The organism is Bacillus shivajii, assembly GCF_020519665.1.
Lineage (GTDB): Bacteria > Bacillota > Bacilli > Bacillales > Salisediminibacteriaceae > Bacillus_CA > Bacillus_CA shivajii.
Window position 1 is genome coordinate 1515299 of the sequence record NZ_CP084703.1, and the last position, 13530, is coordinate 1528828.

Consider the following 13530-nt stretch of genomic DNA (forward strand, 5'->3'; position numbering starts at 1 on the left):
GGTTGGTAAATTAAAATGATATGATATTGAGGGTGAGGCTGATTGAAGTACATTTACTTCCTATTGTTGTTAATTTTCGTTATGACTGGATGTTTTCAGCCTGACCGTACAGGCGAAGATTTGGAACATTTGAAAGAAGTGAATCTGATAGAGAGGCCCCCTGCAGAAATAGCATTTTCAATATCTCCACTTGAAGTAAATGAATACTCGTTTATTGAGGTAAGTGGTTGGTTTGATGAGGAGCACATTTTATTTTTAACGGATGAAAGCGGGACATCCAAAGTTTATAAGCATCATATCTATTCAGGTGATACTGAACTGTTCTTTGAACATCATGATCCTATTTTACAAATGGACGCTAGTTTCGATTACGAATATTTTTCCATTCAAAAAGTCGCTTTAACTGATCAATCAGATATATTATTTATTAATCGTCAAGGCGATATTGTGTATTCATGGGAAAATGAAGGGGTGGCATTTGATGTTTTTTGGAATCCTTATGCAAATGGAAGGCTCTTAATAACAGAAATGGATGGGGATTTTCAGTCATCGATTCATGAAGTGAACTTAACGGAAGGATCTATTAACACACATGAAGATACACCTTATTATTTACAGTGGCTTGGTGAAAACCAATTAAGCTATTTAGCTTGGGATGATTATTCTTTAGGGTTTAGTGCACCGATAAAAAGCTGGTCATTAAATGGTGATAATGAAGGTGCTTCTGTTATACAAAGAGATGTTATTACATACTTTGGACTATTTGATGAGAAGTATGTAACTGTAAGAGCAGATGAAGACGATAATGATCTATCAGTTTTTGAAGTATATCAATATGATGACCTTGAACCGCTTATTTCATGGAAGACAAATACCTTAAACACATATTCCAGTGAGTGGTGGATCCCTTCTTTTACTTATACGAAGGATCATTTTTATTTCCTAGATCCGATTGAAACAGGGGATATCTTTGACTATGAAGCAGGGTTTCATCTAAAGTCAGTGAACCTAATGAATGGTAAAATAATGAAGATTGTTGAAGATATTGAAGAACTCGTTCCGTTAAAGGTATCACCAGATGGGTATTGGGTTTTAAAAGGAAACCAGCTTGAACATGTTGTTTCTACAAGTACAGGGGCTAAATGGGATTTATTGTGGTAAGTCACAGTTGTATGGACTTACAGAGTGATTCATATAACAGAAGATATAGTAGATGAATAATAAAGGAGATTGTAATAATGAAGGGTAATAAAATAGTCTTTATTCTCCCTGCGTTAGTCATGGCAGGTTTATTTCTATTTGGGTATTTCGTTATTCAGCAAACAGATTCTGCTTCTAACGAAACGCTTAATCAGCTTATTTATGTTGATATGACAACGGATGAGCTAGATAACGATTTAGAGGTTCAGATAAATTGGGGATGGGGAGATTTACCAAGTGATGGGCTAATCGGCCAAGGGGTTGTGGAGATTGTAGCAACAAACGAAGAGGCAATGGATGTAGATGTGAATTGGCTACATGCGAATTTGCAGCTATTACAAGGGAATGATCGAATATACGAATCTGATCATTTTACGAAAACAAATGATGGGATTGCGTTCTTATTTCAAAATGAAAGAGTAGATAATGAAATATACGGTCCTCAAGGAAAAGTAGTTGCTCAACTAAAGAAACATCAAGATGTTAGTCATATAGAAATTCGTTATTACCATCATTGGGAGAATGAAAATATTGTCCTTGAAGAGCACGAGGATGTTCAAACACAACTCGATGAGAGAGGAATTGAACAATTTTGGATGATTCAACGTTCAGTTTCAATTGACTAAGGAGGGCATGCGTTGGTCAGAGGACTATCATTTCAAAAAGGGATAATCTTTATCGGAAAACGTTATATGGCTTGTACATATGAAGAAAAAGGTGCTTTAACAACAAGCGTGAAACGCCTGAATACATCAGCCTTTCTTTCGATAGGAAAGTTAGTATTCTTTTCAATGCCAAAGTGGTTTCACTTTTTTTTATTAACTTGGGTTCTAGCCATCACTATCCCGATCATGTTGGAGTACTTTGATATAGCATCGGTAAAAGGTTTACCTCCGTTTACGATCCTTTATTTTTTCTTCGGAACACACTTTTGGTTTCCTCGTCAATTAAGAAAATACCATGGGGCAGAACATAAAGTATTTAGTTATAAAGGGGTCGTCTCAACAACCAATAAGGGTGATATTCAAAAGGCAGAAATTACGAACAGGTATTGTTCCACAAATGGTGTGTTATTATTTTTCTTATTAGTGCCATTAATAACTTTTCTTATTGTTATCGTATCGAATATACATTTACAATTAGCGTTTGAATATGGTACATATGCATCTGTATTTGTATGGCCTGCAGCTACTTATTGGCTAAATCGCATGAGAGAAACGAAAATAAAAAGAATGATTTTAACGATGTCTTATTGGTTGCAAAAACATCTAACAACACTAGAACCTGATGAGCACCATATGCGAACAGCGATTCGTTCCTATCGTCGTTTAGCATTTAAAGAGTTTCCTCACAAAGTAAGAATTTCGAAAAATAGAAAGGAGAAACGCAACATGGCAATAGCTGATATTACTGTAATTCCGTTAGGAGGAGAGACAGCAAGTGTATCTCCAGTCGTTGCAGAAATTCACCGAATCTTAAAGGAAAGCAAGAAAGATATAAAAATAGAATTAACACCAATGAGTACCATTATTGAAGGGGACATTGATGTATTGTTTGAGGTGATCCGTGAAGTGCATGAAGTCCCATTTAAATTAGGATGTAAGAGGGTTGCGACGAATGTGCGTTTTGATGACCGAAGGGATAAGCCTTCCTCAATGGAAAAGAAAGTAGATGCTGTGAATCGAAAGTTAACGCATCAAGAGACAGAATAACAAAAACTCGCCAAATGGCGAGTTTTTATGTATCAACATAAAAGAGGAACGGGTTTGTCCGTTCCTCTTTTATAGCATATTCATGCTTGAGGCTAAGCAACTGTACCGCCGCCTCCAGTGAAGATAATTGAGTAAAGTGTCATCACTGAGAACCATCCAAATACCGCAATGGTAACAGCAGCAAATCCTACAGCAAAGAAATTTTTGCGCTTTAGTTCTTTAACTAAACCAATGGCAGAAAGAATGGTGATTAGAAGTGTAATAATTCCTAACTCCATTGTGTCAACCTCCTTCGTTTATGTATTCCTTCCATGTATGCTCATCAATAACTTATGTATTCGTTGATTATTTGAGCATACACCACGTAATGGTTGAATAACGTCGTTTTTTACAAAGCTCTCACTTAGTATATCAATAAAATACATTTTATATTTTACTTCTTTTTCACGTATTTGTCGAGGAAAACAAAAAGATATTTCAGCAGAAATGTGTTAAAAATTGAATAATGAGATTGTAACAAATGTTTAAGGATCACACTTTGTTTTTTTACCAATATTCATAGTAAAATAAAGGGGAAGGAGGAGATCAATATATGGAATGGAAACAAGTTCCCTTAGGTCCATTACAAACGAATAGCTATGTCATTTATAACGATCAGAAAAAAGCGTTAATTGTCGATCCCGGTGGTGATGGTGATTCGTTCGTACAATGGCTTGAAAATGAGAACATGCAACCGCAGGCGATCTTATTAACTCATGCGCACTTTGATCATATTGGTGGAGTAGAGGAAGTAAGGAATGCGTTTAACGTTCCTGTTTATGTACATAAAAATGAAGAAAATTGGCTCACAGATGCTAGCCTTAATGGTTCGGGGTTATTCCCTGGCATTGAACCTATTTCAGCAAATAAAGCAGATGAGATCATAACAAAGGAAGGTCCACTAGAAGTTGGTGATTTCAACTGTCAAGTTTATGAAACACCTGGTCATTCTCCTGGAAGTGTCTCGTATTATTTTCCTGAAGATGGAGTGATCTTTTCTGGTGATGTGATTTTTAGAGGAGGAGTTGGACGAACGGATTTACCAGGTGGTGATGAGAATATCCTTATGGATACGATTCATCATAAAATGCTATCTCTTCCGGATGAGACATCTGTTGCTAATGGTCACGGACCCGTTACAACAATAGGAACGGAAAAAGAAACGAACCCTTTTATTAATGGATTTGGTTGGTAAAAAGAAAGGTCTTGAACAACAAAGTCCATTAAATAAGCCCTCCTCATATTTTGTGAACTCAACTTATATGGGGAGAGCGTTTATAATTTTTATTTTTTAATGTTTTGTTAAGTATTTAAAGTGCCGTCACTAGTTGTCTAAGAATATTAAGTTCACTACTATGGACAGGCTTTTTTTTTAGAGGATCCTAAAAAAATGACCTTCTATGGGGACATAGAAGGCCGTTTGGGGAGTTAATCAAGTATCAATGAACTTTGAGGGGGGAGGGGGAACTCCCGAAGATCATTGTTCTACTGACAAGTTTATTATAATTCGACATTTTCACTATGTCAACAGTGTTAAATGAATTTTTGGGGGAGTTGTATTATGGGAAGTGTTGTCGAAAAGTTACGTCAATATAGTAGAGGTCCGTGGAGTTATGCAACATATATGAATGTAGCACTCTACGATGAAGAAATGGGATATTATACAAGTGATAAAGAAAAGTTGGGCAAAAGTGGTGACTTTTATACGAGTAATCACGTTCACCATGTCTTTGGACGTACGTTTGCACGATTTTTTGCGGATGTATTTGAGAGAGAAGAGCTTACGCCAACTATTTATGAATGGGGAGCAGGGGACGGAAAGTTTGCCTTAAGTGTGCTGGAATATTTTCGCAATGAACAAGCAAATCTTTATAAAAACTTGACGTATGTGATCATCGAATCTAGTTCTTTTCATAGAGAAGTGTTAGATGAGATATTAAGAGAACATCGAGAGAAAGTGTATGTTTTTGGATCTTTAGAAAATGCAAAACAAACGTTCCATATAGGAAAAGGAATTCTTTTCTCTAATGAATTGATTGATGCTTTTCCCGTTCACGTTGTAGAGAAAAAAAGTGATGAACTGTTTGAAGTGATGGTTTCAGAAAACGAGGAAGGATTATTAGAAGAAACGTTGGAGGCATGTTCAAATGAACAGTTAACTACATGGCTCGACAAGTATGGTCCAAATCTTCCAGAAGGTCACAGAATAGAAATATCATTAGAAATGAAAGAATGGTTAACTGCAATAAATGAATGGTTTGATCAAGGTCTTATTGTTACTGTTGATTATGGTTACTCCAATGAAGAGTGGGTTCAACCAGAACATAAGGAAGGGTCTTTGAGAGGATATTATCAACATGAATTGATTCGTAATCCTTTAAAATTTAGTGGAGAAATGGATATCACTTATCATATTCAATGGGATGCGTTTAACGATATTGCGAAAGAATGTGGGTTAAAAGCAATATTTCATGATAAACAAGATCAATTTTTAAAACAAGCTGGTCTTTTCCGTTTTTTGATGCAAACCATGAATGCGAATCCTTTTTCAGAAGAATATAAACAAAACCGTGCAATCCAAACGCTTGTCCATCCTGGAGGTATTAGTTCATCCTTCCATGTAAATGTACAATCTAAAGATTTACATCGAACAGAGGATTATCGGTTATTTACTGAAGATCCATACAGTATGAAATAAGAGTTGATTTGATAATAGGAACAAAAAACCGCTTAGTTTAACTAAGCGGTTTTTTTCCTTCATGCATGTGCCATTTTTAGTGGCCAATTCCTGGTTCCAAAATGAATGTCGAATAGTATGTAAATCCGACGAAGAACAAAGTTAAATATGCGGCGAAAATGTAAATGTATGTTCTTTCAGACAGCTTTAAGTAGCTTAACGCTAAAAATGCCCCCGTTTGTCCGAAGAACAAGATCGCCATTTCATGCATGTCTCCGACCATAAATAAAACGGCCATTATTCCAGTCCAAAAGCTAAGTACACGGAACATGCGATCCACGACGCTTCCCTCCTTTTATGTACCTACACGTTTAAAGTATTATGTGCGAAAAACAGTTCACCTTATTATAAAACGAAATAGGAACTTTGTAAAATAAAATTGAGTTTATTTTTCTTATGGCTTAGGAAATTATAAAATATGTGCTTGTGGATAAATTTTTAGCTAGTGGTTACGTCTAGCTCCAGCGCCTACTTGACTCCTGCGTCACTTCTTTTTTCTCGTCGCAAAAGTGTCGCTCGTGTACAGCCCACAACACTTCGTCGAATAAGCTATGAGTTGTCTCGACGGATACAGCTACAAAGTGATACTTGTAGAGGAAGAGACAAGGCGCTTGCGCTTTTGTTCTTCACATCAGAAGTTATTTTTTATAGCTAATAGTATAGTGGCGATTACAGTTTTTTTCTTTATGGCTCGTATTCTTATATGTTATGGAGTGCTATTAATGATTTATACAATACAATTAGCGTAAAAAAGCTTTCAATTGTTAAGTATAAGGTAACTACGGTACTCCTTTTTGTATAAGGACTCCGCAATCACCGAGTTTTCTTTATGATAGAACTGCAGTTGTATACGTACAAGTCATTTCATCTGGATGGAGCATATTCGATTCTTGTTTAAGTGTAATATCACCAAAGAAGTACTTAAAAATTCCTTTAATTTGTGCATGATGCATTTTACAGACGGCATAGTTTTCTTTCGCAAGTTCTTTAAACGTGCAATTAAATACACGAAAGACAACTTCATTTTTATCTTCGTTATAGTAAATCTCAGGGTTTAAGCCTTGGTTTAAGGAAATCTTTTCTATGAATTTTACTTTCTCTTCAGGTGTAAATTCATTTAGGCTTTTATCTAGTGTACCTACAAAAGCTTTAGAAGTTTCGAGACCAAACTGTTCTCCACACTGAGTGAGGGCTTGCTCCCCATCTTTTCCTAAAGAAGCTAGTGCTTGAATCGTGATTTCAGATAGGCGTTGATAATCACGGTATGGAAATTGGAGGCTGACTACTTCATCTGATAGTCGATAAAATCGACTAGGACGTCCGCCCTTTCCTGTTTTTTTAGTGTCTGAGTAAAGCATATTGACATCTTCGAGTTTTGTTAAATGAAGTCTTGCTACGTTTGCGTGAATTTTAAATGTGTCTGCAATTTCTTGAACAGTTACATCCCTGTGTTGTCTTGCTACATATTGATAAATTGAAAAGCGGGTTGCATCGGATAATACACTCGTAATTTTAAGTGTTTGCTGTTCCATTTCGACTCACTCCTATGGAAGAAAGATTCTGTCTTCATTATATTATAGTGCTTTATATAAATAAACGCATTTTCAAGCTAATAATGGGGTTAAAAGTAATAATTTCACACGATGTTCACATCCGACATTTTTTGCAAGCATTATACTCTTAAAGTACATAACGTGAATCAATTTCATAATTACGTTTTTCGCGAAATGAAACGAATGATATGATAAATTTTTTATTAAATGTACGTTTAATTTGAAAGTGAACATAACAAAAGACGGCGTCTCCGGGAGGATCAGCGACGAGCAATACTTCTTCGAACTGCTTCGAGCTGCGACGAGTAATCGCAGGAACACTGTTTATCTGCGACGAGTAACCGCAGGAGCAACGAGCTGAAGATCCATTTAGGCGAAGAGTCGTCGAGCCTAAGTTAGCTGAAGACAAGCCCACGGGAAAGCGTCAGTCTGAAGTGAAGTTCACGCTCACCATTCGGAATTTTGCATCTTATTTTGAGGTACGAAATTGATTCAACGTATAAAATTCGGAAGAAGAATTATTACAAAAGACAGGTTTAATGTTAAGAAAAAGAAGGGAATTAGGACAATAATAGTGAATTGTATATAGAAATATAGTAGGAGGAATGCGTTATGAGTAAAATGGATACGAAAGATTTTGTCATCGGAGCAATCGTCGGAGGAATTATTGGGGCTTCAACAGCGGTGCTCATGACTCCTAAGTCTGGAAGAGAGTTACGTGAAGATATTAATGAAAAAGCAACAACAGCGAAAGACAAAACAGTTGAATTAACTAGTGTTGCAAAAGAAAAAGGGGCAGAATACTCTCAAATTGCGATGGAAAAATCCGATGAGTGGTCAAAGTTAGCAAAAGATCAGTGGGGGCGCATAACAGATAAAGGTGAAGAAATGACGCAAAAAGCGTCTGACTTAAGTCAAGATATTAAAAGTGACGTAAAAGATGCCATGGAGACTGAAAAAGAAGAAGGAAAGAAGTTAGCTCAACAAGTCATTCAAGACATTGAAGAAACACGTGATACGTTAAAAGAAGATGTTGAAGAATTAAAAAGTAAGTAAAAAAGCAAGGGAATTTAATATGTGCAAAACATAATGAAAGAGGATGATTTATAAGTGCTAGGCACTTATAAATCATCCTCTTTAAAATGGCTGGGATGGCAGGATTCGAACCTGCGCGTCACGAAGTCAAAGTCCGTTGCCTTGCCACTTGGCTACATCCCATTGGGTGACTAGTCATTAAGATGCTTCATTTATAAAAAAAATATTCATTTTTTATAAAAAAAAGAAGGATTTTTATATTTCATGTCGAATATAGAGCTCGAAAGATTATGAAAAGCAGGTGATACATGAAAATGAAGATTGAACAAAAAGCAAAAGAAATTTTGTCCTCCGCTGTTTCGTTTCAAGCCTCTGACATCCATCTCGTTCCATTAGAAAGAGAAGCGGTTATTCGCTATCGGATCGATGGACAACTCATGGACATCCAAAAGGTCCCAAATCCACTAGCATTGAAATTAATCAGTCACTTGAAGTTTCTTTCAGGTATGGATGTTGGTGAAAGGAGACGTGCTCAAAATAGCTCCTTAGAAATACCTATAGATGGAAGGAGGTATTCTGCGCGTTTATCTACATTTCCCTCGTCATTTCATGAAACACTCGTCATTCGATTATTTCCTCAAAGTGTCACATACACCTTGCAAGAACTATCAATTTTCCCAAAACAGGCAAATCAACTTACAGAAATTATACAGCAGCCAAGCGGATTACTAATCATATGTGGCCCTACTGGTTCTGGTAAAACAACGACGATATACTCCTTATTGCATATGGTAGTAAATATGATGAACAGAAATATTATTACACTAGAAGATCCAATTGAACAAAGGCATGAGCGTCTGTTGCAAATGGAAATCAATGAAAGGGCAGGGATTACGTATGCACATGGCTTAAAAAGTTTGTTACGTCACGATCCCGACGTAATTATGTTAGGAGAAATCCGTGATGCAGAAACAGCAAAGATTGCGATAAGGTCAGCCCTTACAGGTCACTTTGTGATTACTACTCTCCATAGTGATAACACATTTAATGCTTTAAAAAGACTATACGAACTAGGGATTTCAACAAGTGACTTAAAAGATACGTTAAAGGGAATAGCGGCACAACGATTAGTAGATATTACGTGTCCTTATTGTTTATCTGAATGTTATCCTCTTTGTCGAAAATATCGAAGAAAAAGAAGAGGAGCAGTGTTCGAACAGTTAGTAGGCACTCATTTAGAATTAGCACTTCAGTCCTTTCCTCATCCCCCAAAACTTTCGAAATTTCATACATTACAACAAGTGATTTTAAAAGGGATAGCACTAGGATATATTCATGAAAAAGAATATTTCCGTCTTGGAAAAGGAACGTTTCAATGAAACGGGTATTTCGGAACGACCTCGATAGAAGTCTTTGGCTAGAAGATCTCGTTTCTTTGTTAGAAGAAGGGTTTAGTTTGGGGGAGTCATTATTACTCTTAACGAATATTCATAGAGGAAGAAAAAGAGTTTTTATTAAAGAGCTGTATGAAGGATTACTTGAAGGAGAGCAACTTTCTACGCAACTAAGAAATGGAGGCTTTTCAAAAGAGATTATTAGTTATTTATATTTTATGGAAAAATACGGTGAAATTATCGAAGGTTTAAAAAATATGAAGGAGCTACTTCGCAAAAAGTACGAAACACAAAAGCAAGTGAAGAAAACATTAAATTATCCCCTTTTTCTTTTTATCATTATGGTATTGATGATCTCAGTTATGGCAGAGGGTGTGTTGCCACAATTTGAACAATACTTTGCTCAAATGAATCACGAGTTACCTTTCCTAACACGAGGGATGATTTTTCTCCTTTCGCTTCTAAATCCGCTTACTTTACTCATTGCTTTATTTACCTTGTTACTTTTCCTTTTATGGCTTAATAAAAAATCATTAGAGGAAAAGCTCCACTTCATCTTAAAGGTCCCATACATTCGAACGTTCACCCGTTCATATTTAACATATTATTTTACTGCTCAATTAGCTCCAATGTTAAATCATGGCTTTTCTTTAAAGCAGTCATTAAAAGTTATGAGCAAAGAATCATACAATCCATTTTTACAAGAAGAAGCAAAATATATTTATTTTCATCTTCTAGAAGGAGAACCTTTACCAGAAGTACTCAAGGAAAGGGGATATTATGAAGATCATCTACCTACAATCGTAGCGTTAGGTGAAAAGAAAGGGCAACTCGGAAAAGAGTTAGATCGTTATGCGAACTTTTTGTTTGAGAAATATTATGAAGATATGCAAAATAAAATATCGATCGCACAGCCACTGATCCTTACATTGATAGGTACGATAATACTTGTCATCTTTTTATCGATGATGATGCCAGTTTTTCAAATGGTTGATGCAATGTAACGAAATATTGAAAGGAGAAGATCAAATGAAAAAACAGTTCATCCAAACGACAAAATGGAAATCTGAATATGGATTTACGCTGATTGAGATGATGATCGTCCTCGTAATTATCTCCATTTTATTGTTAATTGCTGTTCCAAACATGACGAAAAATAAAGGGATAGCAAATGATGCAGGGTGTGATGCGACGATCGAATTGTTACAAACACAAGTTGTAGCCTACCAAATAGAGAACGATCAAGAAATTCCTGATTCAATTGATGAGTTAGAGGAGTATGTTGATCGGGAGAAGTTAACTTGCCCAGATGGGACTAAACTTACCATTGATACGGATGGGAAAGTAACAGTAGATAATGAGAAGAGTGAGTGATAATAGTGTGTGGTAGGAATCAACGGGGATTCACTTTTATTGAAATGCTCATTGTCCTTACAATGCTATCGGTTCTCATCAGCATTACGGTCCCCAGCTTCTTTAATATGAACAAAATGTTAGAGGGGCATTATTTCTTTAAGCAATTAGAGAGAGATTTGAATGAGGCACAAATGAGAGCGATCTCCGAAGGGAGTTCAATTCGAGTGATTTTTTCTCATACTCAAAATCAATATTCCGTTCGTCGGGGCGTAGAAACAATCAAAACAAGAACACTCCCTAAAGGTATGACTGTAAATCCAGGCTCCCTACCTCTTAATGGCATTCAATATCGGACAGATGGGACATTAATGAGAACGGGAACGTTAAACTTTGTCTATCGTGGTGATTTTTATGAATTGAAGTTTCATTTTATTAGGGGGCGCTTTACCATTGAAAAATTGTAATGGATTCATGTTGATAGAAGTAATGATTGGAATGTTTATTATTAGCGTAATCATTTCAGTTATTTTTCCAGCGATATATTTCGTTCAGATCGAACGAGTTACATTGAAAGAGGAGAAAGCCGCAGAACATATCCTTCAGAGATTAACGTTTGAAAGTTTAAAAAATACAGGTCATCTTGAAGAGAAGGTCGTTTATAAAAACAATGTGACGTATACCGTTATTTATGGTCAGAAACTCACTCATTCAGAATTATGTTTACAGTGGGAGGGGAGAAGTGGACGGTTATATGAAAGGTGTTCATATTTTTAAAAGGACGTCAACACAAGATGGAATAACGTTAATCGAAACACTCGTTGTCCTCTCAATTTTCCTCATTATGATTAATGTGATCCCTTTGTTTTTCTCGGTCTTTTTACATGATGAAAACGAAAATGCTTTAAGTGATCAAGAATTTCAGCTCTTTGTAAAACAACTTAAAGCAGAGTTTCAGAAAAGTCGTTCATATGGAGTAAATGAATCGCATAATGAACTATACTTTCATCATGAAAATTCATTAGGACACACCGATATCGTTAAATTTGAACAGTATGGCAACGTTTTGCGAAGAAGAGTCAATGATTCAGGGCATGATGTATTCTTACACCGCATTTCAAGTTTCTTCGTACAAGAAAAGGAAATAGGGATATTTCTCACTATTGTAAGTGTCAATGGTAACTCTTTTGAAGCTTATATTATTCATCCAAAATCATTTATTCGTAAACACGTACAGGAGTAATGAAATGATGAACAATGAAAAAGGATTTATTCTTCTGCTGTCATTAAGCTTACTTAGTCTTAGCTCTGCGCTACTCATTCACCTTCTAATCATTTATGAGACAGAAAAATCCTTTATATATCTTGAAAAGGAAAGAAATAAAGTAGATAATTTATTACTAACAACATTGACTCATGTAGTTAATAATGTAGATGAAGTGATGAATGGAGACGATGGCACAATTCAGTTCCGTCGAGGACAAGCCAGCTATACAGTCGAGCTAAAAGAAGAGGTCGCTAAAATAACAATAAATGCTCAATCACAAAATGGCACAACACGTGTCCTTGACGTAGATTATCATATGACCTTAGGAGAAATTTTAAATTGGAGTGAGAGGCCGCGATGAAATATAACATTTATTTAATTGGCTTTATGGGGGCAGGCAAAACAACCATAGGCAAACATCTAGCAAAGGATCTTCAAATGCCTTTTGTTGATTTAGACGAATGGATAGAAGCAAAAAATAATAAAAGAATTACTGATATTTTCCATGAAGATGGTGAAAGTACTTTTCGGAAATTAGAATCAGCCAGTCTCCATGCACTCGATAATCTTGGAGGGGTTATTGCAACTGGTGGAGGGGTTGTAGAAAATGATGCCAACATTGAGTTTATGAAAAATAACGGGACGCTTATTTACTTGAAATCTCCATTTAATGAGTTACTTGAGCGAATTAGTGGCGATGAAACTCGGCCACTTACAAAAGGTGGACAACATAAATTGTTAAAAAGGTATGAAAAAAGGGAGCCTATGTATGAGAAGGCTGATCTACATGTTTATACATTTGAAAGTACACCTACTGATGTTTGTCGAAAAATTATGAAAATGTTGCGTGTATAATTTTCTTTATTGATGAAATACTTATATATGAATGGTAAAAAAAAGTGAGTGTGGTAGGAATGAAAACAAATGATTATGTGAAATTTATGACTCAACAGTTTGTCTCATATGTTGATCAGCCGAAAGAAGAGAGGCTTGCTAAAAAACAGCAGAAGAAAGAATTGAAAGAGCCAAGGTCTTACCGCTGGTTTGGGTTAATTCCGATGTCTCTATCTGTTACGGCAAAAAAATTACGGAAAAAATAATCTTTTATAAGGCTGTTTCACATGTACAAATCATATGAAACAGCCTTTTTTTGTTTGATGATTTTGATTTTTAAAGTTAAGGCTCATTTCGTAAACTTTGTTGCTATTTTTAAAAAGATTGGTTGAGTGAAAGGCGGCGA

At 35.8% G+C, this 13530-nt stretch carries 18 protein-coding genes and 1 tRNA gene; 15 read left to right on the forward strand and 4 right to left on the reverse strand.

Translation table 11 applies throughout. The features are described 5' to 3' along the window. The first annotated feature begins 42 nt into the window (after positions 1–42). The 3 genes from LGQ02_RS07345 to LGQ02_RS07355 all read left to right on the forward strand — a co-directional run bounded on the left by LGQ02_RS07345 (position 43) and on the right by LGQ02_RS07355 (position 2912). Positions 43–1161 carry a YqgU-like beta propeller domain-containing protein gene (locus LGQ02_RS07345; protein WP_226517547.1) on the forward strand — a complete coding sequence of 373 codons (1119 nt, stop codon included), beginning with the start codon at positions 43–45 and terminating at the stop codon, positions 1159–1161. A 77-nt stretch (positions 1162–1238) separates the two neighbouring features. Continuing rightward, a complete protein-coding gene (locus LGQ02_RS07350; RefSeq protein WP_226517548.1) occupies positions 1239–1826 on the forward strand; it encodes a hypothetical protein in 588 nt (195 codons plus the stop codon). Between the two features lie 12 nt (positions 1827–1838). Next, positions 1839–2912, forward strand: a complete 1074-nt coding sequence (locus LGQ02_RS07355; RefSeq protein WP_226517549.1) for an MTH1187 family thiamine-binding protein — start codon at positions 1839–1841, stop codon at positions 2910–2912. Positions 2913–3004: 92 nt separating this feature from the next. On the opposite strand, the gene LGQ02_RS07360 is transcribed toward LGQ02_RS07355, so the two are convergent. Continuing rightward, positions 3005–3190: a DUF2759 domain-containing protein gene (locus LGQ02_RS07360; RefSeq protein WP_226517550.1), complete on the reverse strand. Its 186-nt coding sequence runs from the start codon at positions 3188–3190 to the stop codon at positions 3005–3007. 314 nt (positions 3191–3504) lie between these two features. On the opposite strand from LGQ02_RS07360, the gene LGQ02_RS07365 reads away from it, so the two are divergent. Next, on the forward strand, positions 3505–4146 hold the full coding sequence (locus LGQ02_RS07365) for an MBL fold metallo-hydrolase (protein ID WP_226517551.1): 642 nt from the start codon (positions 3505–3507) through the stop codon (positions 4144–4146). A 366-nt stretch (positions 4147–4512) separates the two neighbouring features. Then, entirely contained in the window at positions 4513–5649 is a 1137-nt protein-coding gene (locus LGQ02_RS07370; protein ID WP_226517552.1) for an SAM-dependent methyltransferase, read from the forward strand. Positions 5650–5725: 76 nt separating this feature from the next. Here the strand turns inward: LGQ02_RS07370 and LGQ02_RS07375 are convergent, their stop codons facing one another. Both LGQ02_RS07375 and LGQ02_RS07380 read right to left on the reverse strand, forming a co-directional pair. Continuing rightward, positions 5726–5968: a DUF2626 domain-containing protein gene (locus tag LGQ02_RS07375; protein WP_226517553.1), complete on the reverse strand. Its 243-nt coding sequence runs from the start codon at positions 5966–5968 to the stop codon at positions 5726–5728. A gap of 547 nt (positions 5969–6515) precedes the next feature. Further along, positions 6516–7220, reverse strand: coding sequence for a helix-turn-helix transcriptional regulator (locus LGQ02_RS07380; protein WP_226517554.1), 705 nt, complete (start codon positions 7218–7220; stop codon positions 6516–6518). Between the two features lie 633 nt (positions 7221–7853). Here LGQ02_RS07380 and LGQ02_RS07385 point away from each other — a divergent pair. Then, positions 7854–8297 carry a YtxH domain-containing protein gene (locus LGQ02_RS07385; RefSeq protein ID WP_226517555.1) on the forward strand — a complete coding sequence of 148 codons (444 nt, stop codon included), beginning with the start codon at positions 7854–7856 and terminating at the stop codon, positions 8295–8297. Between the two features lie 87 nt (positions 8298–8384). Here the strand turns inward: LGQ02_RS07385 and LGQ02_RS07390 are convergent. After that, positions 8385–8459: transfer RNA gene (locus LGQ02_RS07390), tRNA-Gln, on the reverse strand. Between the two features lie 131 nt (positions 8460–8590). Between LGQ02_RS07390 and comGA the strand changes: the two genes are divergently transcribed. Genes comGA through LGQ02_RS07440 form a run of 9 tightly spaced genes read left to right on the forward strand, consistent with a single transcriptional unit; the run spans position 8591 to position 13390 of the window. After that, entirely contained in the window at positions 8591–9655 is a 1065-nt protein-coding gene (comGA, locus tag LGQ02_RS07395; protein ID WP_319003516.1) for a competence type IV pilus ATPase ComGA, read from the forward strand. Further along, positions 9652–10674, forward strand: coding sequence for a competence type IV pilus assembly protein ComGB (gene comGB, locus LGQ02_RS07400; RefSeq protein WP_226517557.1), 1023 nt, complete (start codon positions 9652–9654; stop codon positions 10672–10674). The genes comGA and comGB overlap by 4 nt, the downstream gene beginning before the upstream one ends. 25 nt (positions 10675–10699) lie before the next feature. After that, a complete protein-coding gene (gene comGC, locus LGQ02_RS07405) occupies positions 10700–11044 on the forward strand; it encodes a competence type IV pilus major pilin ComGC (protein WP_226517558.1) in 345 nt (114 codons plus the stop codon). Between the two features lie 44 nt (positions 11045–11088). Continuing rightward, the gene (locus tag LGQ02_RS07415) at positions 11089–11490 is read left to right on the forward strand and encodes a hypothetical protein (protein WP_404802411.1); all 402 of its coding nucleotides are present in this window, start codon (positions 11089–11091) and stop codon (positions 11488–11490) included. Further along, a complete protein-coding gene (locus LGQ02_RS07420; RefSeq protein ID WP_226517559.1) occupies positions 11477–11800 on the forward strand; it encodes a prepilin-type N-terminal cleavage/methylation domain-containing protein in 324 nt (107 codons plus the stop codon). The genes LGQ02_RS07415 and LGQ02_RS07420 overlap by 14 nt, the downstream gene beginning before the upstream one ends. Then, positions 11766–12266, forward strand: a complete 501-nt coding sequence (comGF, locus tag LGQ02_RS07425) for a competence type IV pilus minor pilin ComGF (RefSeq protein ID WP_226517560.1) — start codon at positions 11766–11768, stop codon at positions 12264–12266. The genes LGQ02_RS07420 and comGF overlap by 35 nt, the downstream gene beginning before the upstream one ends. Before the next feature lie 4 nt (positions 12267–12270). Then, entirely contained in the window at positions 12271–12651 is a 381-nt protein-coding gene (gene comGG, locus LGQ02_RS07430; RefSeq protein ID WP_226517561.1) for a competence type IV pilus minor pilin ComGG, read from the forward strand. Further along, the gene (locus LGQ02_RS07435) at positions 12648–13145 is read left to right on the forward strand and encodes a shikimate kinase (protein ID WP_226517562.1); all 498 of its coding nucleotides are present in this window, start codon (positions 12648–12650) and stop codon (positions 13143–13145) included. Before comGG ends, LGQ02_RS07435 begins: the two co-directional genes overlap by 4 nt. A 59-nt stretch (positions 13146–13204) precedes the next feature. Beyond that, entirely contained in the window at positions 13205–13390 is a 186-nt protein-coding gene (locus LGQ02_RS07440; RefSeq protein ID WP_226517563.1) for a YqzE family protein, read from the forward strand. Positions 13391–13530 lie beyond the last annotated feature (140 nt).

Coding starts and splice junctions, on each gene's coding strand:
- LGQ02_RS07350 (WP_226517548.1), top strand. CDS start 1,239: ATGAAGGGTAATAAAATAGTCTTTATTCTCCCTGCGTTAGTCATGGCA.
- LGQ02_RS07360 (WP_226517550.1), bottom strand. CDS start 3,190: ATGGAGTTAGGAATTATTACACTTCTAATCACCATTCTTTCTGCCATT.
- LGQ02_RS07365 (WP_226517551.1), top strand. CDS start 3,505: ATGGAATGGAAACAAGTTCCCTTAGGTCCATTACAAACGAATAGCTAT.
- LGQ02_RS07370 (WP_226517552.1), top strand. CDS start 4,513: ATGGGAAGTGTTGTCGAAAAGTTACGTCAATATAGTAGAGGTCCGTGG.
- LGQ02_RS07380 (WP_226517554.1), bottom strand. CDS start 7,220: ATGGAACAGCAAACACTTAAAATTACGAGTGTATTATCCGATGCAACC.
- LGQ02_RS07385 (WP_226517555.1), top strand. CDS start 7,854: ATGAGTAAAATGGATACGAAAGATTTTGTCATCGGAGCAATCGTCGGA.
- comGA (WP_319003516.1), top strand. CDS start 8,591: ATGAAGATTGAACAAAAAGCAAAAGAAATTTTGTCCTCCGCTGTTTCG.
- comGB (WP_226517557.1), top strand. CDS start 9,652: ATGAAACGGGTATTTCGGAACGACCTCGATAGAAGTCTTTGGCTAGAA.
- comGC (WP_226517558.1), top strand. CDS start 10,700: ATGAAAAAACAGTTCATCCAAACGACAAAATGGAAATCTGAATATGGA.
- LGQ02_RS07415 (WP_404802411.1), top strand. CDS start 11,089: ATGCTCATTGTCCTTACAATGCTATCGGTTCTCATCAGCATTACGGTC.
- comGG (WP_226517561.1), top strand. CDS start 12,271: ATGATGAACAATGAAAAAGGATTTATTCTTCTGCTGTCATTAAGCTTA.
- LGQ02_RS07435 (WP_226517562.1), top strand. CDS start 12,648: ATGAAATATAACATTTATTTAATTGGCTTTATGGGGGCAGGCAAAACA.
- LGQ02_RS07440 (WP_226517563.1), top strand. CDS start 13,205: ATGAAAACAAATGATTATGTGAAATTTATGACTCAACAGTTTGTCTCA.